Annotated in this window: 24 protein-coding genes; 10 read left to right on the forward strand and 14 right to left on the reverse strand. The window is 63.8% G+C overall.

What is annotated here, in order from left to right:
• Positions 1–9 precede the first annotated feature (9 nt).
• Together AB0H22_RS14320 and AB0H22_RS14325 are read right to left on the reverse strand one after the other, a co-directional pair.
• Positions 10–1,164 carry an acyl-CoA dehydrogenase family protein gene (locus tag AB0H22_RS14320; protein WP_358147001.1) on the reverse strand — a complete coding sequence of 385 codons (1,155 nt, stop codon included), beginning with the start codon at positions 1,162–1,164 and terminating at the stop codon, positions 10–12.
• Complete coding sequence (locus tag AB0H22_RS14325) at positions 1,161–2,654, reverse strand: carotenoid oxygenase family protein (RefSeq protein ID WP_358147002.1); 1,494 nt, start codon at positions 2,652–2,654, stop codon at positions 1,161–1,163. The genes AB0H22_RS14320 and AB0H22_RS14325 overlap by 4 nt, the downstream gene beginning before the upstream one ends.
• A gap of 43 nt (positions 2,655–2,697) precedes the next feature.
• Here AB0H22_RS14325 and AB0H22_RS14330 point away from each other — a divergent pair, with 43 nt between their 5' ends.
• Positions 2,698–3,435: a GntR family transcriptional regulator gene (locus AB0H22_RS14330; RefSeq protein ID WP_358147003.1), complete on the forward strand. Its 738-nt coding sequence runs from the start codon at positions 2,698–2,700 to the stop codon at positions 3,433–3,435.
• Here AB0H22_RS14330 and radA read toward each other — a convergent pair whose 3' ends face one another.
• Positions 3,436–4,857, reverse strand: a complete 1,422-nt coding sequence (gene radA, locus AB0H22_RS14335; RefSeq protein WP_180750777.1) for a DNA repair protein RadA — start codon at positions 4,855–4,857, stop codon at positions 3,436–3,438. It abuts the gene before it with no gap.
• Between the two features lie 392 nt (positions 4,858–5,249).
• On the opposite strand from radA, the gene AB0H22_RS14340 reads away from it, so the two are divergent.
• Together AB0H22_RS14340 and AB0H22_RS14345 are read left to right on the forward strand one after the other, a co-directional pair.
• Positions 5,250–6,365 carry a ferredoxin reductase gene (locus AB0H22_RS14340; RefSeq protein WP_180750778.1) on the forward strand — a complete coding sequence of 372 codons (1,116 nt, stop codon included), beginning with the start codon at positions 5,250–5,252 and terminating at the stop codon, positions 6,363–6,365.
• Between the two features lie 172 nt (positions 6,366–6,537).
• On the forward strand, positions 6,538–7,632 hold the full coding sequence (locus tag AB0H22_RS14345; RefSeq protein ID WP_255485991.1) for an acyl-CoA desaturase: 1,095 nt from the start codon (positions 6,538–6,540) through the stop codon (positions 7,630–7,632).
• A 13-nt stretch (positions 7,633–7,645) separates the two neighbouring features.
• Here the strand turns inward: AB0H22_RS14345 and AB0H22_RS14350 are convergent, their stop codons facing one another.
• The 3 genes from AB0H22_RS14350 to AB0H22_RS14360 form a co-directional block, all read right to left on the reverse strand.
• A complete protein-coding gene (locus AB0H22_RS14350; RefSeq protein ID WP_358147004.1) occupies positions 7,646–8,011 on the reverse strand; it encodes an MmpS family transport accessory protein in 366 nt (121 codons plus the stop codon).
• A gap of 82 nt (positions 8,012–8,093) precedes the next feature.
• On the reverse strand, positions 8,094–8,549 hold the full coding sequence (locus tag AB0H22_RS14355; protein WP_180750781.1) for an MmpS family transport accessory protein: 456 nt from the start codon (positions 8,547–8,549) through the stop codon (positions 8,094–8,096).
• Positions 8,550–8,625: 76 nt separating this feature from the next.
• On the reverse strand, positions 8,626–9,303 hold the full coding sequence (locus AB0H22_RS14360) for a hypothetical protein (protein ID WP_358147005.1): 678 nt from the start codon (positions 9,301–9,303) through the stop codon (positions 8,626–8,628).
• A gap of 367 nt (positions 9,304–9,670) precedes the next feature.
• On the opposite strand from AB0H22_RS14360, the gene AB0H22_RS14365 reads away from it, so the two are divergent.
• The 6 genes from AB0H22_RS14365 to AB0H22_RS14390 all read left to right on the forward strand — a co-directional run bounded on the left by AB0H22_RS14365 (position 9,671) and on the right by AB0H22_RS14390 (position 14,775).
• Positions 9,671–10,159: a CarD family transcriptional regulator gene (locus AB0H22_RS14365; protein WP_180750783.1), complete on the forward strand. Its 489-nt coding sequence runs from the start codon at positions 9,671–9,673 to the stop codon at positions 10,157–10,159.
• Positions 10,149–10,886 carry a 2-C-methyl-D-erythritol 4-phosphate cytidylyltransferase gene (gene ispD / locus AB0H22_RS14370; RefSeq protein ID WP_358147058.1) on the forward strand — a complete coding sequence of 246 codons (738 nt, stop codon included), beginning with the start codon at positions 10,149–10,151 and terminating at the stop codon, positions 10,884–10,886. The genes AB0H22_RS14365 and ispD overlap by 11 nt, the downstream gene beginning before the upstream one ends.
• Positions 10,883–11,356: a 2-C-methyl-D-erythritol 2,4-cyclodiphosphate synthase gene (gene ispF / locus AB0H22_RS14375; RefSeq protein WP_180750784.1), complete on the forward strand. Its 474-nt coding sequence runs from the start codon at positions 10,883–10,885 to the stop codon at positions 11,354–11,356. The genes ispD and ispF overlap by 4 nt, the downstream gene beginning before the upstream one ends.
• Before the next feature lie 11 nt (positions 11,357–11,367).
• Positions 11,368–12,777 carry a cysteine--tRNA ligase gene (gene cysS, locus AB0H22_RS14380; RefSeq protein ID WP_358147007.1) on the forward strand — a complete coding sequence of 470 codons (1,410 nt, stop codon included), beginning with the start codon at positions 11,368–11,370 and terminating at the stop codon, positions 12,775–12,777.
• Between the two features lie 2 nt (positions 12,778–12,779).
• The gene (gene rlmB / locus AB0H22_RS14385; RefSeq protein WP_180750786.1) at positions 12,780–13,727 is read left to right on the forward strand and encodes a 23S rRNA (guanosine(2251)-2'-O)-methyltransferase RlmB; all 948 of its coding nucleotides are present in this window, start codon (positions 12,780–12,782) and stop codon (positions 13,725–13,727) included.
• A gap of 88 nt (positions 13,728–13,815) precedes the next feature.
• The gene (locus AB0H22_RS14390) at positions 13,816–14,775 is read left to right on the forward strand and encodes a glycerophosphodiester phosphodiesterase family protein (RefSeq protein ID WP_180750787.1); all 960 of its coding nucleotides are present in this window, start codon (positions 13,816–13,818) and stop codon (positions 14,773–14,775) included.
• Here AB0H22_RS14390 and AB0H22_RS14395 read toward each other — a convergent pair.
• The 8 genes from AB0H22_RS14395 to kstR all read right to left on the reverse strand — a co-directional run bounded on the left by AB0H22_RS14395 (position 14,772) and on the right by kstR (position 23,301).
• Positions 14,772–15,530: a 5-oxoprolinase subunit PxpA gene (locus AB0H22_RS14395; RefSeq protein WP_358147008.1), complete on the reverse strand. Its 759-nt coding sequence runs from the start codon at positions 15,528–15,530 to the stop codon at positions 14,772–14,774. The genes AB0H22_RS14390 and AB0H22_RS14395 overlap by 4 nt on opposite strands.
• An 18-nt stretch (positions 15,531–15,548) precedes the next feature.
• The gene (locus AB0H22_RS14400; RefSeq protein ID WP_180750789.1) at positions 15,549–16,379 is read right to left on the reverse strand and encodes a metal ABC transporter permease; all 831 of its coding nucleotides are present in this window, start codon (positions 16,377–16,379) and stop codon (positions 15,549–15,551) included.
• Positions 16,372–17,145: a metal ABC transporter ATP-binding protein gene (locus AB0H22_RS14405; protein ID WP_180750790.1), complete on the reverse strand. Its 774-nt coding sequence runs from the start codon at positions 17,143–17,145 to the stop codon at positions 16,372–16,374. The genes AB0H22_RS14400 and AB0H22_RS14405 overlap by 8 nt, the downstream gene beginning before the upstream one ends.
• 37 nt (positions 17,146–17,182) lie before the next feature.
• On the reverse strand, positions 17,183–18,061 hold the full coding sequence (locus AB0H22_RS14410) for a zinc ABC transporter substrate-binding protein (protein ID WP_358147010.1): 879 nt from the start codon (positions 18,059–18,061) through the stop codon (positions 17,183–17,185).
• An 84-nt stretch (positions 18,062–18,145) separates the two neighbouring features.
• Positions 18,146–18,940, reverse strand: coding sequence for an SDR family oxidoreductase (locus AB0H22_RS14415; RefSeq protein WP_358147011.1), 795 nt, complete (start codon positions 18,938–18,940; stop codon positions 18,146–18,148).
• Positions 18,937–19,941 carry an SDR family NAD(P)-dependent oxidoreductase gene (locus tag AB0H22_RS14420; protein WP_180750793.1) on the reverse strand — a complete coding sequence of 335 codons (1,005 nt, stop codon included), beginning with the start codon at positions 19,939–19,941 and terminating at the stop codon, positions 18,937–18,939. The genes AB0H22_RS14415 and AB0H22_RS14420 overlap by 4 nt, the downstream gene beginning before the upstream one ends.
• Before the next feature lie 68 nt (positions 19,942–20,009).
• Positions 20,010–22,544: a trehalose-phosphatase gene (otsB, locus tag AB0H22_RS14425; RefSeq protein WP_358147059.1), complete on the reverse strand. Its 2,535-nt coding sequence runs from the start codon at positions 22,542–22,544 to the stop codon at positions 20,010–20,012.
• 79 nt (positions 22,545–22,623) lie between these two features.
• A complete protein-coding gene (gene kstR / locus AB0H22_RS14430) occupies positions 22,624–23,301 on the reverse strand; it encodes a cholesterol catabolism transcriptional regulator KstR (protein ID WP_180750794.1) in 678 nt (225 codons plus the stop codon).
• A 206-nt stretch (positions 23,302–23,507) separates the two neighbouring features.
• On the opposite strand from kstR, the gene AB0H22_RS14435 reads away from it, so the two are divergent.
• A complete protein-coding gene (locus AB0H22_RS14435) occupies positions 23,508–25,679 on the forward strand; it encodes an acyl-CoA dehydrogenase (RefSeq protein ID WP_358147013.1) in 2,172 nt (723 codons plus the stop codon).
• Positions 25,680–25,767: the final 88 nt, after the last annotated feature.

The raw sequence follows: 25,767 nt of genomic DNA on the forward strand, positions 1-25,767 counted from the left end.
GCCTTTCTGTCAGTACGATCGCGGTAACCCGAGACTGTGTTGTGCGACGTAGTTGAGGATCAGTTCGCGGGTAATGGGCACCGTCTTGAACAACCTCACGAATTCGTACATGTTCGCCAACGCCACCTCGCGGGTGAACCCGCTGCCACCGTGCACCTCGATGGCCTGATCAGTGCACCGGATTCCCGCCTCGGCGGCCAGGAATTTCGCCATCGTGCTTGCCTCCGCTGCATCTGATCCGTCGTCATAGAGTGCGGCCGCCTCGCGGGCCATCAGTCGCGCGGATTCCAGCGCGATCTTCGCTTCCGCCAACGGATGGGCGATGCCCTGATGTGCGCCGATCGGGACATTCCATACCTGCCGCTGGCGGGCGTAGGCGACGGCCTTGTCCATGGCATAGCGGGCGACGCCATTGCAGATGGCGGCGATGATCACCCGTTCGGGATTGATCCCGTCCCAGGCCACCGCGAGTCCGCCGCCCTCAGTCCCGATGAGCCGATCCGGCGTGACCTCCACATTGTCGAAGAACACCGTGAACGATTTGTCGGTGATTTCGAAGGTCATCGGAATGCGGGTCATCGAGATGCCGGGCGACTCTCGGTCCACGACGAATGTCGACAGCCGACCCCGTCCGTTCGGGTCGGTGCCAGTACGGGCGACGACCAATATCGCATCGGCTTGGTCGACGGCGGTGATGAAGGTCTTCTGCCCGCTGATGTAGTACTTATCCCCCTCGCGCCGTGCGGTTGTGGCCACGTTATGAGTGTTGGAGCCGGCATCGGGTTCGGTGATCGCGAAGGCAAACTTGGCTGCACCCTCGGCCATCGGGACGAGCCAGCGCCGCTTCTGTTCGTGCGTGGCGTGGCGGGAAAGCATGCTGCCGACGATCCCCGGCGAGATCATCAACATGATCTGTGGGCAGCCGGCCGCGGCGCACTCCTCGGCAACGATGTTGAGTGCGCTGAGGCCCATACCGCCGCCGCCGTACTCTTCAGGAAGGTTCACATTGGTGAACCCGGCCTCGGCTAGGGCGTTCCAGAGCTCTGTCGGAGGTTGCAGTGTTTCACTGCAGCGGGTGAAGTACGCGTTCCCGAACTGCGAGACGATTCCATGGACGGACTCGCGGAGTGCGGTTTCTTCGGAGATGCTGAATGTGGTGGTCATCGGAAGTCCTTCCAGTGGCCGTGCGGAGTGAATCCGAGCAGGAACGGAATCTCGATTCGGCAGACGGGGCCGACGGTGATGTCGTGGGTGTCGAAAATGACGTATTCACCAAGATTTTCGGTCCATCTGGATACCGGCACCATGAGGTATCCGTCGCCTTCTGGGGCGTCCGGAGTGCGGGGGACAAATGTCGGTTCCATGACGAGTGCCGGGCGTTCGTGCCGTAGTCGGTACTCCTGTTCGGCACCGCTTCCGATATCCCGGACGATCAGGCTGTGCATTCGCATGCCGTTACCTCTGGCGTCTCCGCCGATGAGATACCCCCATTGATGGCCTCGGCCGTAGAACCGTTCATCCACCTTGGGAAGCTCGCACGGACGATCATCGAGGATTTCGGAAGTCACCGCACTGGATTGCAAGTCAACGGTCCACCGGCCCATCGTGCTTCGAGCCAAGTTGAAAAACAACGAGACGTCGTCGCCCTTGAAGCCGTCGATATCGAGGGGGAACGGCGGGCGTTCGAAGATGGGCGCATCCAGCGTGATGGTGTTGCCGCTGACGTTGGCGGCCAGGGTGTGCATGACGTATTGAGATTCGATTTCCGCAGTTATCCAGCGTATTTCGCCGTGCTGGATGTCGTTGCGAGGAATGAGTGCCAGCATTGTTGGCAGTCCTGGATCCCAGGATTGCACGGATAGTCCCTTGCTTACCCTGTCCGGGTCGAAAGTGAAGCCCTGGAACGGCAGAACGATCCAGTCCGGCGTCAGCCACATGTCGTGAACTTCGGAACTATATGGGGCGTCATGTAATTCGCGGGATATCACCGTGTGGTCGGGTAGAACGACGTGCACCGTCGCGTAGGGCGGGCGATTGGAATAGGACCATCCGTACAGGGTGCCGGTGGCCTGGTCCCATTTCGGGTGCGCGGTGAATGCCGCATCGCCGAACCCGGCTTGATCGAAGATGCCGCGGGCCAGCTGCGGCGACCAGGGAACGACTCCGCGGGTTTCCAGGGTGATCGGATCCAGGGCCACCGGTGGGCTGCCCTGCTCGCCGGAGGCCAGGATTTCTTCCCCGAATGGGAAGCAGTTGATGTTGTTGGTGCCCTGCGGGATTCCGCGGGTGACCGCGTCGCGAACCACGGGCCCGTATCCAATATTGCGCCAATCGCTCCATTCACCGTCGGCCCATTGGAACATCCCCCGCTGATGTTTCTCCTCGAAGAGATATTTGGGCGTTCGGACCCACCGGTTTCGGAAGTCGGCGCGCCCGTTGTCGAGCACTAGCCCTTGCACCATGCCGTCCATGGCCAGAAGTCCGGTGATGCTGCTTCTTCCGGGCCGTTTGAAGGTTGGGCCGACGCGGTAGAAGCCACCCGACAGGTCCTTGGGTATCTCGCCGTACGTGGTCACGCAATCTTCGACAGTGGCTTCGAAGCGCATGGGGCGGAACGCTCCGGTAAGGACCGAAGACGGGGGAATATTCACCATGGCTACTTAGTATACTAAGTGGCGAGGAGTTAGGCTATGCCCCGTGACCAGGCCGATGTCGGCGAAGGCGCCCGACGTGATCGCCGGAATGTTGCGGCGCCGGATTCTCAGCGGCGACCTGATGCCCGGAGATTCGTTACCACCCGAGGCTGAGCTGGTCAGCCAGCTCGGAGTGAGCCGTGAGACGGCCCGAGTGGCACTGCGACTACTGGAGGCCGAGGGGCTGACCGAGACGAGGCAGGGGCGTACCGGGGTTCGCATCTGCCACCCGGAGCCCGAGCAGGTTGCGCGTTCCCTGGTCCAGTTGCTCACGCTCACCGGAGCCACGTGGGGCGACCTGCTGGCGTTCCGGAAGATGCTCGAACCCCCTGCGACTGGGCATGTGGCCGAATTTGCGTCAGACGAAGAGCGCGCCGAGATCCTCGCCGCGGCGCAGCGCGGTATCGCACCGGACGGGACCGGATATCACGAGTTCCATGAGCTGGTCGTACGGGCGAGTGGAAACGCCATTCTGACAACGGTTCTCGCTGCGATCGAGCAGGCTGTGCGCTGGGCCGCGGCGGAGCAGCGCATCAGTCAGTTCGATCGTGACGAAGCCGCTCGGTCGCACCGCGAGATCGCCAAGGCGATCGTCGCCGGCGACCGGAAGCTGGCTGAACGTAGAATGAGTCAGCACCTGGATGCGGCGCAGGGGCATGTGGGGACGTCTGGGATTTCCGGTGAACCGATGATCCCCCCGGCGCGCTGGAGCGGTGAGGACGCTAGCGTCCCCTGGCGGTAGTCAGTCCGTAAATCGTTGCGCCAGGCGCAGGCTCGGGCGCTTCTCCGGTTCGATCTTGCGGGCCTCCGACAACACTTCGAGGGCCCTGCCCACCGTCGGGCAGCGCAGCAGATGCATCCCGGCCGGGTGCAGGTCGTCGCCCTCGGGCGGAATCACCGCATGCGTGTATCCGAGGCGCGCGGCCTCGGCGATGCGCCTGCCCACCGCTGCGGTGCGCCGAATATCGCCCGCCAGCCCCACCTCGCCGATGAACACCATGTTGGCCGGTAGGGCGATATCGGTGTATGCCGAGGCCACCGCCATCAGGACGGCCAGATCTGCGGCTGGGTCGGTCATTCGCATGCCGCCCACCGTGGCCATGTATATATCGTTGTTGCCCAATGGAATTCGTCCGTGCCGCTCGAGCACCGCGGTGACCATCGCCGAGCGTGCATGATCGAGCCCGCTGACCGCGCGTCGCGGTGACGGGTTGGTCGAGGTTGTCACGAGGGACTGCACCTCACCGAGCAGTGGGCGCTTGCCATCGAGGGTGACAGTCACGGCAGTCCCCGCCGCGGCGTTCTCGCGATGCTCGAGGAACAGCCCGGACGGGTCCGAAACGCACTCGATTCCCTTCTCTCGCAATTCGAAACATCCGACCTCGTCTGCGGCGCCGAATCGGTTCTTGATCCCGCGCACCATGCGCAACGCCGAGTGCTTATCGCCTTCGAAATGCATCACCACGTCGACGAGGTGCTCGAGAGACCGCGGTCCCGCGATCGCGCCGTCTTTGGTGACATGACCGACCAGCACCATCGCCACTCCCGACGACTTGGCCGCCATGGTCAGCGCCGTCGTGACCGCACGCACCTGTGTGACGCCACCGGTCACCCCGTCCGCGTCGGTCGTGGACATGGTTTGCACCGAATCAATAACCGCCAGTGTGGGTTTGACGGCCTCGATGTGTCCGAGCACGCTGTGTAGATCGGATTCGGCTGCCAAGTACACCTCGTCGTGAACACAGCCGGTGCGCTCGGCCCGCAGCCGAACCTGGGCCGCGGACTCCTCACCACTGATGTACAGGGCTCGCCCGCCCGAGGCCGCCCATTGATGGACGACCTTCAGTAGTAGCGTCGATTTCCCGACTCCGGGCTCGCCGGCCAGCAGGTTCACCGAGCCGGGTATGACACCGCCGCCGAGCACCCTGTCGAGTTCGGAGACACCGGTGGGAAGGTGTCGGGTGGCGTCGGTCGCAATGCTGGTGATCGGTACTGCCGCTGTGGCCGGGGCCACCGCGCGTACGGCGCCAAGCCCGCCGATCGAGGACAGCACCGCGGTTTCATTGACGCTGCCCCAGGTACCGCAATCGGGGCACCGACCCACCCACTTGGCGGTGGTGTGTTGGCATTCCGAACAGCGGTACTGCGCGCGGGGTTTGGCCACACCGCGACGTTAGCCGCCGGGTCTGACAAGACCGGGCCAACACGGCCCAGGTGTGGCTAACGGTTGTATCCGTCGGAATCGGGCTCGGTAGATGTCTGTGCAGTCCCGTCTCGCTCACGCCCCGGGCTTCGTGGCTTGTTGTGTATTCGTGCTGGTTATGTTCCTGCTGTCGCCGCGATTGGTATGCAACTGTGCACTTTTTATGAGAACTCTGAGCGAATTGGTCACCGAGACGCATCGCCTGGAAAGCGCAGTGAAGAACATTCTAAATATATGCCTTGAACTGCCGTTAAATCTCGATGTTGTGTGCGTCACGTCGGAATAACTTGTCGTCGAGTGCGTCCTGTCGTACTGTTATCGGTGTACAACTGTTAACCGAAATGGAGTCAAGCATGTCTCTTAATATTCAGACATTGAGCTCTTCTCGGCTTGCGCGTCGCGTGCTGACCTCTTCATTCGTCAAGGCGGCCACGACTCCTCACGGTGTTGACCGCTACTTCGAAATGATCGACCCGCTGTGGTCCACGACTGAGACCCGCGCCGAGGTGACCGAAGTCGTCCGGAAGACCAAGGACAGCGTCACTCTGACTTTGCGCCCCAATACCAACTGGAAGGGCTTCCGGGCCGGACAGTTCGTCAAGCTCTCGGTTGAGATCGACGGCATCCGCCGCACCCGTTGTTACTCGCCGGCGAACTCGCAGTTCCGCCGTGACGGCCGCATCGAGCTCACCATCAAAGTGGACCCGAATGGACTTGTTTCGCCCTGGCTGCTGGCCAACGCCAAGCCCGGCTTGGTCGTACAGATCTCGGCCGCGCAAGGCGAGTTCTACCTGCCGCTGCCGCATCCGCGAAGCATCCTGCTCATCAGCGGTGGTTCTGGAATCACGCCGGTGATGTCGATGCTGCGCACACTGACCGACAAGGCGTATATCGGAAAGATCACCTTCCTGCACTACGCGTTCACCAAGGACGATGTGATCTACCAGGCTGAAATCGATGAGATCAAGGCCAAGTACGAAGGCGTCAAGATCGTCCGTGCATATACCGAAGCGGCCGACGGTGACCTTGAGGGCTACTTCAGCAAGGAGCACTTGCTCGCCGCTGACCGCCACTACGCAGAGGCCGAGACATATCTGTGCGGTCCGATGCCGCTCATGACCGCGGTCCGTGAGATCTTCGATGCCGAGGGTCTCTCGGACAAGCTTCACATCGAGCAGTTCGCCGCTCCGATTCGCACCGTCAGCAACGACGATGCCGAAGGTGACCTCACCTTCTCCGAGTCGAACACGGCCGTCGCCAACAACGGGCAGACGATCCTCGAGCAGGCTGAGGCCGCGGGCCTGACCCCGGAGTACGGCTGCCGGATCGGCATCTGCTTCACGTGTGTTCGCAAGAAGGACAGCGGAACGACCCAGAACGTTCTCAACGGCGACCTCTGCAGCGACGGTGACACCAACGTCAAGCTTTGTATCAACAAGCCCGTCGGCGACGTCGTCATCGCCCTCTGATCAACGCCGAGCCAGCCTCCACCACAGCCCTGAAGGAGACACGAAAATGACTACTTTCGCACCCGCTATCAAGCAGAAGAACCAGAAGAAGCCGACTATTTACGCACCTGCGGCCAGGCCGAACGACCTTAAGAAGCTGACCTCCGAGCAGATCGAAGAGTTCGGCAAGGAAATGGACGCCCTGCGTGCACGCATTGTCGCCGACCTCGGTGAGAAGGATGCCGAGTACATCCGCGGCATCGTGAACAAGCAGAAGAAGCTCGAGCTCACCGGCCGCGCGCTGCTGTGGGCTGGTTGGTTCCCGCCGGCCTGGCTGGGAGGAGTCGTTGCGCTTTCTCTCTCCAAGATCATCGACAACATGGAGATCGGGCACAACGTCATGCACGGTCAGTACGACTGGATGCAGGACCCGGCCTACACGTCGAAGAACTTCGACTGGGACAGCACGATTCACGCCGACAGCTGGCTATACACGCACAACTACATGCACCACACCTTCACCAACATCGTCGGCAAGGATCACGACGCCGAGGGTTACGGCGTCATGCGCATGACCGAAGAGCAGCCGTGGCACCCGATTTGGCTGCTCAACCCCGTTTTCTGTGCCACCCTGCAGATCTTCTTCCAGTGGGGGACCGCCCTGCAGGAGCTCGAGACCGAGAAGTTCTTCCGCGGCCAGAAGTCGTGGTCCGAGATGCGGTCGGGTCTTGCCCGGTTCCGCGCGAAGGCCGGCAAGCAGGCGCTCAAGGACTACGTCATCTTCCCGTTGCTTTCCGGACCCGGTGCACCCTTCACGTTCGCCGGAAACGTCGTCGCCAACCTGGCTCGCAACTTGTGGGCATCGTCGGTGATCTGGTGCGGTCACTTCCCTGAAGAGGTCCAGACCTTCTCGATCGAAGAGACCGAGGACGAGAGCCACGGCGGCTGGTACTACCGCCAGATCCTCGGTTCGGCCAACTTCACCGGTTGGAAGGGCATCGACATTCTGTCGGGAAACCTGAGCTATCAGATCGAGCATCATCTGTTCCCCGACCTCCCCGCGTACCGCTACGCGGAGATTGCAGTCGAGGTCCGCGCGATATGCGAAAAATACGGCATTGCCTACCACGAGGCTTCGATGGCGAAGCAGCTGGGAAGCGTCTACAAAAAGGTGTTCAAGCTTTCGTTCCCGGACGACTTCTTCAAGAAGTCGCCGATTGCAACGGTTGCAGACATCATCACGTTTCCAGTGCGGATGGTGAGGCGCCGGTTCCAGGCCGCTGTCTGAGCTTTATCTGAACCTAATCAGGGGGCAGCGGAACGATCCGGTCCTGACAGTTCACGGTCTTCTCGCCATCGTTGGACAGGATCGTCTGCCCATCCACCAAAATCCTGCAGTAGATGTGACCCGAACCCCAGATGGCCGTCACCTGTTTGACGGTGTCCTTGTACGGCCAGGCCACCGTCGTCGACCACGGCAACTTGACGGCGTTCACGGCCTGCGGCATTCCGGAGTGGTCGCTGTAGCTGATGGTGCCGGCCTCAGGCGTGTTACCGGCCGCCCACACCAGGTATGTCACCTTCGAGGGCGCGGCCTGTGCGGTGCCGGGCACGATCAGACCAACGACTGCCGTTGCTGCGGTTACCGCCGCCAACGCTCGCTTCACGGTGTCCTCCCGGTTCAGGCTTTGGGCCGGAAGTTATCACGAAGGCGACAGGCAAATGGGCCGAATCGTCACACCGGAGGTGTCAACGGGGGCTACTGCAGGGGTCGCCATCCACCTTGGTGAAGATGCCGACAATGGAACCGGAATTGCCGCGCATGCAGTGCTCGCGGGGTAGGCCGTCGGTGGCGTAGCTGCAGGTGGCTAGCTCCACCCGGTCGTCTTCGTCGACCACTTGCCCGTCGACGAGGATCTGGCAGTAGATGCGTGCGCCGTCACCGTTGTTATATCCGGTGACGTTGATGACGGGGTGTTTGGTGTCATCGGTCCACGTGATGTCCTTTCCCCAGGGCAGCTGCGGATTCATCGCCCCCTGGCGGGCACCGTTGGCTTCGTTGTAGCCGATGGTCGCGACGATGAGGGGCCCGTTCTCTGCCCAGACCCGGTAGGTGACCGTGCGGGGCGCCGCGTGCGCGGCTGGTGCGGTCAACACCGCACTCATCATGACCACCGCCGCGGCGCAGGTGAAGAGCCGTCTCATGGGCGCAAGCTAGCACGAAAAAAGCGAGGGCCCGGGTCGGCTGATCGCCGTCCCGGGCCCTCGCTACACGACTGTGTTAGTGTTCGCCGCCCTCATGGCCGCCACTGTTGCCGGTGTGCTGGCGGGGCGCGCTCGGACCGGCATCGATGGGCACCACGACGGTGACCTCTCCGGCCTTCTCGAAGGTGAAAGTGAACCGGTAGGTCAGGCCGTCGGCCAGATCCTTCGTCAGCTGCAGCTGGGCCTTGCCGTGCTTGACCAATGGATCAGATGAGGCTTGTGGCTTGGGTTCTGGCGCCTTGACCTCCGTGGTGGCCCCGGGCTCCCCGTTGCTTCCTTCTGGGCTGGCGGCTTCCTGTCCCTTGGCCTCGGAGGCGGGCGCCTGGCCCTCGGCGGCCCCGACGAACAGGCGGCCGGTGGCCGGGATGTCGTTGTCCCCGCTGAGTGTCACCTTGCCGAGATCGTCCGGGGAGCTGACGGAGGTGAGCTTGTCGTTGACGTCCGCGGATTCATTCGTGATGACCAGAACCAGATCGGCCTTCTGTCCGGCACGCTGCTTCACCGGGTCCGGGCTACCAACGAGGTGGATATTGCGCAGGGCCAGCTTGCCGAGGTTGGCGCTGCCGCCGTTGATTGCCGACGACTGGTTCGCGGTCTGCGAGATCTGTCCGGCACCGCAGCCGGTGAGGGCAGTGGCGAGAACCGCGGCGCCGACAAGGGTGACAACGCGAACGGTGGACCGAGTGCGAAACACAGGCATCTCCCTGATTCGAAAGCGGCTCCGGATTGTCCGAAATCCACCAGCGGCCGATATGTCCTATAGACAGTAGTAGGTGCCTCGTGTGGACGAAAACAGTGGGGCTTGTGGATGAGCCGCTTAAGCGAAGAGGGTCAAGATCCGGTGTTCCAGTCAGCCGTCAGGGAGCCGATGTGACCTGGATTACCGCTTGTGAGGGCTGTTTATGGGCCGGCGGGCAGGGTCCGCGCCGGCGTCCGGATGCACGAAAACATCACCCTGTCAACCCCGGAGGTTCATCTGCAGTGCCCCTGACCTGCACCGTTGGTGGGCACCTCGAGATACGCCGTGTTAGAATTGGGTATCGAAAGGGGCACGAAACAAGATGATATTTAAGGTCGGCGACACCGTTGTCTATCCACATCATGGTGCAGCGCTCATCGAAGCGATCGAGACCCGAACCATCAAGGGCGAGCAGAAAGAGTATCTCGTTCTCAAGGTTGCCCAGGGTGATCTGACGGTCCGTGTGCCTGCTGACAACGCTGAATACGTCGGTGTTCGTGACGTGGTGGGACGCGAGGGTCTGGACACGGTCTTTCAGGTGCTGCGTGCACCGCATACCGAAGAGCCGACCAACTGGTCCCGTCGATTCAAGGCCAACCAAGAGAAGCTGGCTTCCGGCGACGTGAAGAAGGTCGCCGAGGTCGTGCGTGACCTGTGGCGTCGCGAGCAAGAACGCGGACTGTCTGCCGGTGAGAAGCGCATGCTGGCCAAGGCCCGCCAGATTCTGGTCGGTGAGCTCGCGCTGGCTGAGAACACCAACGGTGACAGGGCCGACATCATGCTCGACGAGGTGCTCGCAGCTGCCTCGTAGGACGGCGGCGATAGTTCCAGCCGCCGGTCTCGGTGTGCGGCTGGGTGCAGACATTCCGAAAGCCTTCGTCACTTTGGCGGGGCGCACTCTGCTTGAGCACTGCGTCGATGGTCTCTGTGCATCGGGGGCCGTGGACCAGGTCATCGTTGTGGTCGGTGCTGATTACGTGGCCCAGGCCAAGACTTTGGTTGGCCGAGTTGCCTCCGTCGTGCCAGGAGGTGTCGAACGGACCGATTCGGTGCGTGCCGGTCTCGCCGCGGTCGATGCGGCCGACTGGATTCTGGTACATGACGCCGCGCGCTCGCTGACCCCTCCAGGCATGATCGCCCGCATTGTCGCGGAGCTGCACGGCGGCCGTTCCGCGGTGATTCCCGCGATTCCCGTCGCGGACACCATCAAAGAGATTGATGCCGACGGAAACGTGAAGGGGACTCCGGACCGGGCCGCCCTACGCGCGGTGCAAACCCCACAGGGCTTCGCTACCGAGATCCTCCGGCGTGCCTATGCCGTCGCGGGCGATGTGGCCACTGACGATGCCGCGCTCGTCGAGCAGCTCGGAGAACCGGTTCACGTGGTGGAAGGAGACCGAATGGCGTTCAAGATCACGACGGCGTTCGACCTGATCATGGCGTCCTCGATCCTCGCCGGGGATGAGCCGCTTGCGCGAAGAGGATTAAGCGGGGATGAGCCGGTTGCGCGAAGAGGATCAAGCGGGGAGGTCCGATGACGGATATCCGGGTGGGTATCGGCACCGATGTGCATCCCATCGCTCCTGGAAGACCCTGCTGGCTCCTGGGCTTACTCTTTCCCGACGACGACGGCTGCGAGGGGCATTCGGATGGCGACGTCGCTGCTCATGCGCTGTGCGATGCTCTGCTCTCGGCGGCCGGGCTGGGCGATGTGGGGGCCATATTCGGCACGGGCCAACCGGAATGGTCCGGAGTCAGCGGGGCAAAGATGCTGACCCATGTGCGGGAGCTACTGCACGACAACGGTTTCCAGATCGGCAATGCCGCGGTGCAGGTCATCGGCAACCGGCCGAAGATCGGACCGCGCCGCGTGGAGGCTCAAGCGGCTCTGTCGGGCCTTCTCGGGGCGCCGGTTTCGGTATCGGCCACGACGACCGACGGGCTGGGGCTGACCGGGCGAGGCGAGGGCTTGGCCGCGGTGGCAACGGCACTCGTCTCATCGCGGTAAGCTCGCTGGTCGTGACCGGTCACGCTCCGCTTCGGCTTTACGACACCCGCGCGGGTGTCGTGCGTGACTTCGTGCCCCTGCAGCCCGGGGCCGTCTCCATTTACTTGTGTGGTGCAACTGTGCAGGGTCTGCCCCATATCGGGCACGTGCGCAGCGGTGTGGCCTTCGACGTGCTGCGCCGCTGGCTCACCGCCCGCGCTTATGACGTCCTGTTTGTCCGCAACGTCACCGATATCGACGACAAGATTCTCCATAAGGCCGCCGATGCCGGACGGCCCTGGTGGGAGTGGGCGTCGACGTACGAGCGCGCCTTCGACAATGCGTACGACGCTCTCGGCGTGCTGCCGCCTTCGGTATCTCCGCGCGCGACCGGGCACATCACTCAGATGATCGAGCTGATCGAGCGGCTCATCGACACCGGGCATGCGTACGCCAGCGGCGGCGACGTCTACTTCGATGTGCTGAGCTATCCGGAGTACGGGCAACTGTCCGGACACAAGATCGACGACGTACATCAGGGCGAGGGTGTGGCGACCGGAAAGCGCGATCCGCGCGACTTCACCCTGTGGAAGGGTGCAAAGCCCGGTGAGCCGTCCTGGCCAACCCCGTGGGGACCCGGTCGTCCGGGTTGGCATACCGAATGCGTCGCGATGTGCGAGACGTACCTGGGCCCAGAATTCGATATCCACGCCGGCGGAATGGATCTGGTCTTCCCGCATCACGAGAACGAGATCGCGCAGGGGCGCGCTGCCGGTGACGGATTCGCCCGGTACTGGCTGCACAACGGTTGGGTCACCATGGGTGGCGAGAAGATGAGCAAGTCGCTGGGCAATGTGCTGTCCATTCCGGCTGTGCTGCAACGCGTCCGGGCCGTCGAGCTGCGTTACTACCTCGGTAGCGCGCACTACCGCTCGATGCTCGAATACTCCGAAAATGCGCTCGCCGATGCGGTGAAGGCTTACTGCGGCATCGAGGATTTCCTGCACCGGGTGCGGGTTCGGGTCGGCGAGGTATCGGTGGGTACCTGGACTCCCGCATTCGCGGCCGCCCTGGACGACGACCTGTCGGTGCCGATCGCGCTCGCCGAGGTGCATTCCATGCGCGCCGACGGAAACCGGGCGTTGGATGCCGGAGACCACGAGGGTGCTTTAGCTGCCGCACAAAGCATTCGGGCCATGATGTCGATCCTCGGCTGCGACCCGCTCAATGAGCGCTGGGAGACACGCGATGAGACGTCGGCGGCCTTGAATGCGGTCGATGTGTTGGTCACCGCTGAGCTGGAACGACGTGGAACAGCTCGGGCAGAGAAGGACTGGGCGCTAGCCGACGAAATCAGGGACCGGCTCAAGCGGGCAGGCCTGGAGATAACCGATACCGCCGACGGCCCGCAATGGGCCCTTACCAGTAGCGATGAAGAGTAAAAATGGCAGGCAATTCTCAGCGCCGTGGCGCTGTACGTAAGGCGGGTACCAAGAAGGGACCCACCGTCGGTTCCGGTGGGGTGCGCCGTCGTGGGGTGGAAGCCAAAGGCGCGACACCGCCGGCCGAGCAGCGGACCAAGCATCCTGCCGCCAAACGTGCTGCGGCCCAACGAAAATTCAGCGATGCGAAACAGCGACGGGCTAAACAGGGCGACGAGTCTGAGATGGTCTTGGGCCGCAACCCGGTGCTGGAGTGTCTGCGTACCGGCGTGCCCGCCACTGCGTTGTATGTGGCCGTTGGCGCCGATAACGACGAACGTCTGACCGAGTCGGTGTCCCTTGCCGCCAATGCCGGGATCTCGATTCTGGAGGTTCCGCGCCCTGACTTGGACCGCATGAGCACCAATGGTTTGCATCAGGGGCTCGCGCTGCAGGTTCCGCCCTACCGCTATGCGCATCCCGACGACCTGCTGGCCCGGGCGCGTGCGGAGGCGCAGCCGGCGCTGCTGGTGGCCCTGGATAACATCACGGATCCGCGGAATCTGGGTGCCATTGTGCGTTCCGTGGCCGCCTTCGGCGGGCACGGGGTGGTCATCCCGCAGCGCCGCAGCGCCTCGGTAACGGCGGTCGCCTGGCGTACCAGTGCTGGTGCGGCGGCGCGGCTACCGGTCGCGCGTGCTACGAATCTGACACGCACACTGAAGGATTGGCAGGACAAGGGCCTCACCATCGTCGGACTGGATGCCGGCGGAGATACCGAGCTCGACGATCTCAATGGTGTCGGCGATATCGTCGTCGTTGTCGGATCCGAGGGCAAGGGCCTGTCTCAGCTGGTTCGCAAGACCTGTGACGCCGTGGTGTCGATCCCCATGGCTGGACGCATCGAATCACTGAACGCCTCGGTTGCGGCGGGTGTGGTGCTCGCGGAGATCGCGCGCCAACGGCGCTGACCTCCGCTGAGTGCGCAGTTACGCACGCCCCATCTCGCAATATGTGATCGCAGTTGCGCGCTCGGCGGTGGCGACTAGCCTTGTGCCCATGCTGCGTGCCGCGCTCTTGGCCGTTCTCACGCTGTTCACTCTGACGCCGGTTGCCAACGCAGATCCACAGGTCTTCGATCTGCAGGCCCACCGGGGCGGGCGCGGCGAGACCACCGAGGAGTCGTTGCGCGCCTTCGCTAAATCGCTGGAGCTCGGCGTTGACACCCTGGAACTCGATATCGTCATCTCCAAGGACCGCACGCCGATGGTGTGGCATGACCCGGCGATCGACTCTGCCAAATGTTCCGATACCGCACCCGTGAGACCCGGCGACCCACAATTCCCCTATGTCGGCAAGCTGGTCAAGGATCTGACCTACCAGCAGCTACGCACCCTCGACTGCGGCAAGCTGCTCAAGGATTTTCCGAAGGCCGAAGTGGTCAAGGGCGACAAGATTGCCACGCTGCCAGAGGTTTTCGCCCTCGCCGACAGCTACCGCGCGAACGTACGGTACAACATCGAGACCAAGGTCGAAGCTGCCGAGCCGGAAAGATCGGCCGATCCGCAGGTCTTCGTCGATGTCATCCTCGACGCCATTCGTGCCGCGGACAAGACCGACAAGGTGGAGATACAGAGCTTTGATTGGCGCACATTGCCGATGACCCGTCGGCAAGTGCCCGGTATTCCGCTCGTCGCGTTATGGGACGACACCACCTGGTATCCCGGATCGCCGTGGCTCGGTGGCGTCGAACCCGCCGTCGTGCGGGACCCGATCCTGGGCGCAATCGGTGTGGGGGCGTCCATCCTGTCTCCCGAGTATGTGTTGATAGACAAGGCGTTTGTCGACAGGGCGCACCTACATGGTCTCAAGGTCATTCCGTGGACCGTCGATGATGCCCCCACCATGAGGGCGCAGATCGATCTGGGTGTCGACGGCATCATCACCGACTACCCGACCACTCTGCGGAATGTCATGGCTGAGAAGGGGCTGCCGCTTCCTCCGGCATATCACCGCTAGACGAATGGGGCGAGCGCGATCCCATTGGCCACCAATGCCGTGCGCACCGCCACCGCCATGTCGACGGCACCGGGTGAATCGCCGTGTAGGCATATCGATTCGGCGTGCACCGGCACCGAGACACCGGATACTCCCGCCACGCTCCCGGTACGCACCATTGCGAGCACGCGGTTCGCCACCGTGGCGGGATCGTTGAGCACCGCGCCCGGCTCGCCGCGAGGTACCAGGGTGCCGTCGTCACGATAACCCCGGTCGGCGAAGGCCTCGGGTATTACACGCAGTCCCAATTCGCTTGCACGGTAGCCGAATACGCCGTGTGGGAGGGTCAGTACGGGGAGCTGGGCGTTGACATCCCGCACCGCCCGTGCCACCGCATCCGCCTGCACCTCGTGGTGGATGATCGTGTTGTACAGCGCACCATGCGGTTTCACATAGGACACCGAAGAATCGACAGTGCGGGCGAGTGCATCCAGTGCGCCGATCTGATACACCACATCGGCGTACAGGTCGTCGGCGGCGATATCGATGAACCGGCGACCGAATCCCGCGAGATCGCGATAGCCCACCTGTGCGCCGATGCGGATACCGCGTTGTGCGGCAGCACGGCAGGTGCGATGCAGTGTGGCGGGGTCGCCCGCATGGAACCCGCAGGCGAGGTTGGCGCTCGTCACCACGTCGAGCATGGCCTCATCATCGCCCAGGCGCCAGGCACCGAAACCTTCACCCAGGTCGGCATTCAGGTCGATGCGGCTCATCGTGCGAGCCTAACTCGCTCAGGCGTTCCGATAGCGCCCGATGACGCGGCAGATCAGATAGATCGATACGGCGATCATGGTGACGAATACCGATATCGGTACTCCCGGCGCCAAGGACAGTACGATTCCGCCGATGGCGGCGACCTCGGCGAAGACGATCGACAACATGATGGCACGAGCCGGGGATGAGGTAACGCGTGCGGCCGCCGCCGCGGGAGTGATGAGCAGCGACATCACCAGCAGCGCGCCGACGATCTGCACACCCTGTGCCGCGGTGAGGCCGACGAGCGCGGCGAACACAATCCCCAAGGTACGCACCGGGACTCCACGAGCCTCGGCGACGTCGGGATCGACGGTGGCGAACAGCATTGGCCGGTAGGTGACGGCGAGTACCGCGCCCACCACGATGCTCACCACAACCAGCATCAGCAATCCGCTGTATCCGACGCCGACGATCTGCCCGGTCAACAGCGCGAAGCTGGTGCCGGTGCGTCCCGGATATAGATGGATGAACAGCACTGCCAGTCCGAGCCCGAACGCCATGACCACGCCGATTGCCGAATCGCGATCCTTAGTGCGCTGTCCCAGGACGCCGAAAAGTATTGCCGCGACCACGCTTCCGAGCAGTGCGCCGGTCCCGACATTGGCGCCGGCCAGGAGAGCGGCCGCGGCGCCCGTCAGCGATAGCTCACTGGAGCCGTGTACCGCGAAGGACATCTGCCGCATGACCACGAACGGGCCGACAAGCCCCGCCAGTAGGCCCAATAGTGCGGCCGCGAGGATCGCCTGCTGTACGAAATCTCGCCCGAGGAGGTCGGCGGTGAGGGCGAAGTCGAAGAAGTTATTCATGCGCGTGCTCCGCACATTCGTTGGTCTCGCCCACCACGACGTATTGACCGCGCACCTTCACCACGTCGATCTGGGTGCGATACAGCTCGGATAACGTCTCGGTCGTCATCACCTCGTCGACGGCGCCGATTCGGAAGCGTCCGTCCACTAGGTACAGGATCCGGTCCACATACGGCAGGATTGGATTGATCTCGTGTGTCACGAACAGCACTGCCGTCTCCGCGCTGCGCCGACGTTTGTCTAAGAGTGTGCAAATCTGTTGTGCGCTTGCTGGATCCAAGTTCAGCAGCGGCTCATCGCAGAGCAGGAGCGCGGGATCGCCGGCCAATGCCTGCGCGATGCGCACCCGTTGTAGCTCGCCGCCGGACAGCGATGCGACCGCCTTGGTTGCCAAATGGCTCGCATCGACCTGGTTCAGCGCGACGTCGATTGCCGCGCGATGGCGGGCTCGGTGGGCGGGGTTAAATGCCGCCAAACCCCAACGGTGCCCGTCGATCCCGAGGCCCACCAGATCTGCTGCGCGCAGTATCAACGCGTTGTCGGCGAGCCGGTGTTGGGGGACGTATCCGAGGTTATCGGTGACAGTGAGGCTGCCCTGGGTCAGGGGTACCTGGCCCAGCAGCAGTCGAAGCAGCGAGGTCTTTCCGGAACCGTTGGGGCCCAGGACCGCGATGAACTCGCCCGGTTCAACGGTGAGGTCGAGGTCCTCCCAGAGGATGCGTCCACCGCGGCTCAGCGATGCGTTGCGCAGTGAGGCAACGGTCATGCGAGCCTTTCTGCTTGATGGTCTTCGCGCAAGCGGCTCATCCTACGGCCGCAGCCAACTGCTCGGCGGTGCGTTGCTGCCAGGTGATGTAATCGGTTCCGGTAGGCAAGGTTTCGGTCACCGTCACCACGGGAATTCCATGCGATTCGGCGGCCTGTTTCACCCGGTTGGACACGGGTCCAGCCGTCTGTGAGTTGTAGAGCAGAGCGGCCACCTTCTTGGTGGTGATCAGATCCATGGCGGCAGCAATATCGGCAGGTGCGGGATCTGTGCCGTTTTCGGCGGCTTCGGCGTACCCGTGTGGGGTGAGGTCGACCAACCCGGAACCGGTCACCAGGTAGTGGGCCACCGGCTCGGTGGCGAGGATCGCGGCTCCCTTGTGCTTGGTGGCGATGCTCTGCTCGACGGCCTTCACCGAATCAAGTTGCTTGTGAAAGGTTTTCACGTTGGCATGGTAGGCATCGCCGTGCTCCGGATCAACCTTTGCCAACTCGTCGGCCAGCTGGTCGGCTACTGCGGAGACGACGTCGAGCTGATAGAAGACGTGCTCGTTCGGCTCGGGGAGGTCGGCGGGGAGCAGCGAGTAGGCATTGACCCGCGGTTTGTCGTCCTTGAGCAGCTTGTCCACGTACGGGTCGTAGTCGCCGCCGTTGTAGACCACCACGGTGGCATCCTGGACCTTCGTCGCAGCCGCCGGGCTCACTTCGAAGGAATGCGGGTCGGTGTCGGCACCGCTGACCAATGCGCTCACCGTGGCGTGGTCGCCGACGACGGCCTTGGCCACCGAGGCCCACACATCGGTGGAGGCCACCACGGTGGGCTCACCGGTCCGCTCGGAGGAGTGGCCGCAGCCGGCCAAAACGAGCGTTCCGATGGTTACGACCGTCAAAGCTAACCCAGTGACGCGAGCGAGCACAGGAGACCTCCAGCCATCCAGTAATGAAAACGATTTTCATTATGACGGATAGGGTGTGTGAGCGCAAAACGTGTCGGTCGTCGGTCAGCGTTCACTCAGATTGGAGGCGACGCGCAGCGCCGGTAGCAGCAGTGATCGCGGAGTGAATCGTCCCGCTATGGTCATCGCCTGAGGTACCGCTCCCGGCACCACGCTGCGAGACCCGCGCAGCATGCCCTTGATGGCCGCCGCGGCGACCTGCTTCGGCGAGACCTGCACACCCGGCACGCTGAATCGCTCCGCACTCGCGATCTCGGCCCACTCGGTCGGTACCGGCCCCGGGCACAGCACCGTGCAGGAAACTCCAGTACCCCGCAGCTCCTCGTGCACCGCTTCGGAAAAGGACTGCACATACGCCTTGGTCGCCGCGTATGTCGCCATATAGGGGATCGGTTGGAACGCGGCGACCGAGGCGATGTTGAGCACGGCGCCCGTGCCCCGGTCCACCATCCCCGCCACCGCGGCATGGGTCAGTTCGACCAGCGTGATGACATTGACCTCGATCTGCTCGCGTTCGCGATCCAGCGGCAACTCATGGAAGATTCCGCTGGTCCCAAACCCCGCGGAATTGCACAGTCCCGCAATCCGGTTGACGGCAATCCACTCGCGTAGTGCGGTGCGGCCGGGCTCGGTGCCAAGGTCGAGTGACTGCACGTCGACTTCGATGCGGTGGCGTGCGCTGATGATGTCGGCGAGCCGGTCCATCCTGTCTTTGCGACGCGCGACCAGGACCAGTGAGTATCCGCGCTTGGCCAGTCCGTACGCGAGCTCGGTGCCGATTCCCGAGGACGCTCCGGTGATGACGATGGGGCCGGCGGTGCCCGGCTTCGGCAGGCTCACCAGTGCACCCCGGGTGTGGCATCGATGAATATCTGTTGTCCGCTGTCCACTTCCTCGGGTTTGAGGTTTCTGACGCCCTTGGCCGCATCGGAATCCGGGAACATCTTGTAGCCCTGATTGCGCACCGCATCCATGATTTCCGGTGTCACCGAGTCCGCGAACGAGGCGATCCGTCCGAACGCCGAGGCCACCCGCCGGGGCCGCTCGGTGATCGCCTTGGCGATCACCTCACCTGCCTCGTCCGGGGTCAGCGCCGGAAATTTCTGGTACAGCGTTGTCGGCGCGATCATCGGGGTACGCACCAGCGGCATGTGAATGGTGGTGAACCGCAGCCCCTCGTCGGACGTCTCGGCCTGGAACGCATCCGAGACGGTGTCCAATGCCGCCTTCGACGCGATGTACGCACCGAACCGTGGCACCTTTGTCTGCACCCCGATGGAGGAGATGTTGATGACATGTCCGAACTTGCGTTCCCGCATACCCGGCATGAACCCGAGGATGAGATGAAGGGGCGCAAAATAATTCAGCTGCATAGTGCGTTCGAAATCGTGGGGCCGATCGTAGGACAGCGCCAGTGAGCGCCGGATCGACCGGCCGGCGTTGTTGATGAGGATGTCCACCTTGTGGTGTTCGGCCAGCACGTCCTTGACCATGCGGTCTATCGCGTCCATATCCGACAGGTCGCATGGGAATACGTGCGCGGTGCCACCGACCCCACGAACCTGGGTCGCCGTCTCCTGCAGCTTGTCCTCGGAGCGGGCGACCAGCAGAACTGTGCCCCCGGCGGCGCCGATCTGCAGCGCCGCTGCCTGGCCGATACCCGAGGATCCTCCGGTGATCATGACGATCTTGTTGCGGACAGCCGACCGGAGGCTTCGGCTCGGCGTGACGAGCTTGGCGATGGCGTGCGGGGTCAGCTGACCGGTGGGTGTGGTCAGTGCCTTGTTGACCTTCGCGAACTGCTGCGATGCCATTGAACTGAGACGTTGCATGGGCTTCATGGAGACCTCCCGGTCGATACCCCGGACGCTAGTCCCGCCGGGGCGATCTTGCGGGCGAAGTGATCGAACTAGTTCTGTAGCAGCTGGGCGCAGCGCAGCAGCCCGATATGGCTGTATGCCTGCGGGTGGTTGCCCAGCGAGCGCTCGGCCACGGGGTCGTACTCCTCGGAGAGCAGACCCGTGGGTCCGGTGGCCTTGACCAGCTGGTCGAACAGCAGTTCGGCCTGGGATCGCGCACCGATGAGCAGATAGGCCTCGACCAGCCACGCCGCACATAGGTGGAACCCGCCCTCTCCGCCGGGCAGTCCGTCATCCCGATGGTAACGGTAAACTGTTGCACCACTTCGTAATTCGGCCTCAGTCGCGATCACCGTAGCGGTGAACCGGGGGTCGGCGGGATCTATCAGTCCGGACAGTCCGATGTACAGGGTGGCGGCGTCCAGGTCGGTGCCGTCATAGGCGGCGGTGTAGGACTTGACCGACTCGTTCCAGCCCTTCTCGATGACCTCGGCGGCGATCTGGTCGCGCAGCGCGACCCAGGCGGGAGGAGTTTCACGCTGGAATTCTTCGCCGAGCTTCACCGCTCGGTCCACCGTCACCCAGCACATCACCTTGGAGTAGACGTGATGACGCGGATTGCCGCGAATCTCCCAGATGCCGTGGTCGGGTTCGTACCATCGACGTTCGACGGCAAGAACCATGTCGGACACCAGGTTCCAGTCGGCGTCGGTCAGCGGCTCGGTGTGTCCGAGACGCTTGCGCGCGTGGGTCAGGTCGTGGATCAGCTCCACCACCGGACCGAAGACATCCAGCTGCACTTGCGAATTGGCGGCGTTGCCGACACGAACCGGGCGGGACCCCGCGTACCCGGGTAGTGAGTCGATGACGGCTTCGGGCGGCAGCACCGTGCCTGCGAGCGTGTAGAGGGGGTGTAGACGATCGGGCCCGGGGAGATGCTCGAGCACCCGGTGCAGCCAGTTGAGCAGCCCCTCGGCCTCACGCAGGGATCCCAGCGCCACCAGCGCCGAGGCGGTCATCGACGCATCCCGCAGCCAGCAGTATCGGTAGTCCCAGTTGCGAATGCCGCCAATGTCTTCCGGTAGTGAGGTGGTGGCGGCCGCCAGGATCGCACCCGACTCGGCGTGCACCAAGCCACGCAGCGTCAGTGCTGAGCGCTTCATCAGACCGGGTTTGCGGTCTGGAAGGGTCAATGTCTGGGCCCAATCGCGCCAATACGATTCGGCCCGCTCTCGCAGCTCCGGCTCCGAAATCGAGTTTTCGCCGAGATCCTCAGTACCGCAGCGTAGTTCGAGAATCACCGGGCCGTTGGCGGGGCTGATGGTTGCGGTCGCGGTCTGATCGTCCGCCCCGATTGTCCAGGTGACACCAGGGGCTCGCAGCACGATCGGATCGTTGGTGCCCAGCACCCGCAGGCCGTCTTCCTCGGCGACCAGCTGCACGGGGGTTTGGCCGAATTCAGGACGTGGGGCGAAGGCGATGACCGCATCGGCCTCGCCGGTGACCACCCGAATCAGATCGGTGCGTCCGGGGATCTCGTCTGGGGCCAGGTAATCGGTGAGTTGTAGGCTGGCCCAACGTGTTTCGACGGTCATTGTGCTGTCGATGTATTTTTGGCCGAGCGGCAGTGCGGACCGCGCGGGCCCAATCGTGAAGTGTCCGGCCTCATCCCCGCCGAGAAGGTGGGCGAAAACCGCCGCCGAATCGGGTTCCGGGTGACACATCCAGGTGACGCCGCCGGTGGGCGTCACGAGCGCGATGGTGCGTGAATTGGCGAGCATGGTGAGGCGCTCGATGGGCGTGGCGTGCCCGCCGAGCAGCCAGGTACGGCGCTCCTCAAGAATGAAAGCCAATGCGACACCCACCGATTCGGTGTCCGGGATGCGGTATCCGGCGAGCGTATCGCCGTCGCCCACCTTGATGCCCACATCCGGGCCGTGCAGCCGCGTGAACACCTTCTCATCGGTGACGTCGTCCCCGATGAACACCGCAGCCGTTGCACCCTCCTGATGCCGCAGGATGTCCAGGGCCTGCCCCTTGTCGGTGGGGATGACGGCGAACTCGAGAACCTTCTTGCCCTCGGTCACCTGTGCGCCCCAGCCGTTGGCCACCGAGAGCGCTTGCGTCAACGCAGCATCGCCGTCCTCTTCGGAGGCGTTGCGGACGTGCAGGGCCACGCTGGCGGGCTTCAGTTCGATCGCGACACCGCGGTATTCGGCGGCGATCGCCGACAACCGGTTCGTGATGGTCTTCAGCAGCGCCTTGGCGTCCCCGTCGATGGCGTGCACAAATCCGGCATCGAATTCGGAGCCGTGACTTCCGACCAGATGCACCTCGGCCGGCAGCCGTGACAGGGTGGCCAGATCGCGCAGCGCACGTCCGGAGATCAGCGCCGAGGTTGTCGATGGCAGCCCGGCCAATGCCCGAAGGGCCGTGGCCGATTCGGGATGCGGGCGCGCATCATCGGGATTGTTGACCAGTGGGGCGATGGTTCCGTCGTAATCCGAGGCCACCAGCAGCCGGGGGGTACGGGCAACCTCGGAAAGAGCCCGGCGCAGTTCGACGGGTAGATCTTGCGCACTCACCACGGGAGCCGAGTCTACGTCCGCTACCTGTCTGTGCCCGGTTGGCAAGGGGTCGGGAGACTCAACCAACCTGAAACGGCTACGTAATGCCGAGCAGCAGCCTGACGGTTCGGTCCAGACGGTGGCTCACATCGGTTGCCGACGCGCGCCGCGTCAACCAGGCAATCATGTTGGAGGTCCAGACATCTGAGATGACGCGGGCGATGTGGAATTGCCCCTCGGTCGGGTTGTCATCACCGGCCATCGCGCGGGCGAAGATGCCGTCCATCAGCCGGCCCACGTGATCAACCTCACCGGCGGCGGAGGCGTCGGCGAAGACCAGGGCGCGTGTCATCGCCTCGGTGAGCAGCGGGTTGCGCTGCATATTGCGGTTCAGCCGGGTGATCGCTGTGTGCAGGCGTTCGTATGGCGTACCGCCGCCGACGGTGTTGCGATCCGTTTTCGCGTCGATCTGTTCGAACTCGCGCTCCAGCGCGGACACCAAGAGGTGCACCTTGGAGGGGAAGTAGCGGTAGAGGGTGCCGACGGCGACATCGGCACGTTCGGCGACTGTGCGCATCTGCACCGCCTCGTACCCGCCCTTGGACGCGATGGCCAAGGTGGCGTCGAGGATGCGCTTGCGCCGCTCGCGCTGCGCGGTCGAACCGAGATCGTCATCGGACAGCGCGGAGACGGCGGTGGGCTGATTCGTCGCGTCGGTGTCGTCGCTGTCGGCGTGTGTGGCTTCCGATGCGCTAGGTGTCCGTGGCGTTGCCATTGCGTGCTGTGCTCCCTGTGCTCAATCCCGCGCGATCACGCGATCGTTTCAGCGCACGACTATACGGATGCCCGTCGGTTGTTTCAGGTCTCCCTCGCCCGCCGGTAGTGCTCTGTACAGCCTGAATGCGTTCCTACTACACTGAACCCAATCACGATATTAGAACACGTTCTAGTCTCGTGTACCCCGAAAAAACAGGAGGAAATGTGTCCGCGTCTTCTGGTCTTCGCGCAAGCGGCTCATCCGAAGTCCAGGAAGCCGCGCGAGACGCGGTCCGTCAGTGGGCCAAGAGCGCGGCTGTCATCGAGTCGGTCCGGAAGCTGGAATCCGAGCCTGCCGAGTGGGGTCCCGCATATGCCGGGCTCGCTGAACTGGGCATTTTCGGTGTCGCCGTGCCGGAGGCCGCCGGGGGCTCGGGAGCCGGATTTGACGACATGATCGCCATGGTCGACGAAGCCGCGGCGTCCTTGGTGCCGGGACCGGTTGCCACCAGTGCGTTGGCCGCGGTGGTGCTCGCATCGGACGGTACGTCGCGATCGGTCCCCGAATTGGTCGAAGCGCTGGCCGCCGGGGAGCGCACGGCGGGCCTGGCCCTCGCCGGGAGCCTGAGCGTCGCCGATGGGCTGGCCTCGGGCGTGTTGCCCGCGGTGTTGGGCGGCACCGCGGACGGAGTGCTGTTGGCTCCGGGACCCGACGGTTGGGTGCTGGTCGATTGTGTGGGCGCCGGTGTCGTGGTCGACGTCAAGAAGGCCACCGACTTCTCGCGCCCATGGGCTGCGGTCACCCTCGATGGCGCCGCGGCGCACCCGGTGAGTCTGCCCGCCGCCGTGGTCGCCGATCTGGCCACGGTGACGCTCGCGGCCGAAGCGGTAGGCGTGGCACGGTGGGCGCTTCAGACCGCCGTCGAATACGCCAAGGTTCGGGAGCAGTTCGGCAAGCAGATCGGTAGCTTCCAGGCCATCAAGCACATGTGCGCGGAAATGCTGTGCCGTGTTGAGCAGGCCGATGTTGCGGCGTGGGACGCCGCCGGGTGCGCGCGGGATGTCCTCGCGAACAGCTCGACTAACAACGTTGATTCTGAGCAGCTTTCGCTTGCTGCCGCGGTGGCGGCGGCGGTGGCCGTCGATGCGGCCGTGGCCAACACCAAGGACTGCATCCAGATTCTCGGTGGTATCGGATTCACCTGGGAGCACGACGCGCACCTGTACTTGCGGCGGGCGTATGCCGTTCAGTCCTTCCTGGGTAAGCCCGCGGTATGGCGGCGCAGGGCTGCCGCGCTGACACTGGCCGGAACCCGCCGATCCCTGACCATCGACCTCGGGGAGGTGGAGGCCGAGCGTGCGCAGGTGGCCGCCACTGCCGCCGAAATTGCATCGGCACCCAAGGATGAGCACCAGGTTCGACTGGCCGAGACGGGCTTCCTGGCTCCGCACTGGCCCGCGCCGTACGGGCTGGGGGCGGGTGCCGCACAGCAGCTGCTCGTTGACCAGGAGCTGCACGCGGCCGGCGTCACCCGTCCCGATCTCGTCATCGGATGGTGGGCGGCGCCCACCATCCTTGAGCACGGAACTCCGGAGCAGATAGCACAATTCGTCGCACCCACGCTTCGGGGCAAGATCGAATGGTGCCAGCTGTTTTCCGAGCCCGGCGCCGGCAGCGACCTCGCGGCGTTGCGTACCAAGGCAACTCGGGTCGACGGCGGATGGAAGCTGGACGGGCAGAAGGTGTGGAACTCCAAGGCGCAGGTCGCCGACTGGGCGATCTGCCTGGCCCGCACCAATCCGGATGTTCCCAAGCACAAGGGCATCACCTACTTCTTGCTGGACATGAAGACCCCGGGGATCACCGTGCGGCCGCTGCGCGAGATCACCGGCGAGGAAATGTTCAACGAGGTCTTCCTGGATGGCGTGGTCATCCCGGACGAGAATGTGGTCGGCTCGGTCGACGACGGGTGGCGCCTTGCCCGCACCACGTTGGCCAACGAGCGGGTGGCGATGGCCGGCGGGGGTGCCCTCGACGAGGCAATGGAATCGCTGATTTCCTTGATCGGGGACACCGAACTGGATGCGGCGCAACTGGATACGCTGGGGTCATTCGTGTGCTCGGCGCAGGCGGGTGCGCTGCTGGATCTGCGTACCGCGCTACGTGCCATCGGAGGTCAGGACCCGGGCGCGACCTCAAGCGTGCGCAAGCTCGTCGGCGTGCGTCATCGTCAGGGGCTTTCGGAGCACATCCTCGACTACGTCGACGCCCACGGTGCGGTGGAGTCGCATGAGATGTGGCTGTTCATGCGAGACCGGTGCCTGTCGATAGCCGGAGGCACCACGCAGATCCTGCTCAGTGTGGCGGGAGAGCGGCTGCTCGGGCTACCGCGGTAGCCCTACCGAACGCCGCCCTACTGAACGCCGAGTGCGCACTGAGGAACACGTTTCTCGGGTACTGCCGTACCTGAGTGCGCGCTCGACG

The organism is Mycobacterium sp. NPDC050853 (genome assembly GCF_040653875.1).
GTDB lineage: Bacteria > Actinomycetota > Actinomycetes > Mycobacteriales > Mycobacteriaceae > Mycobacterium.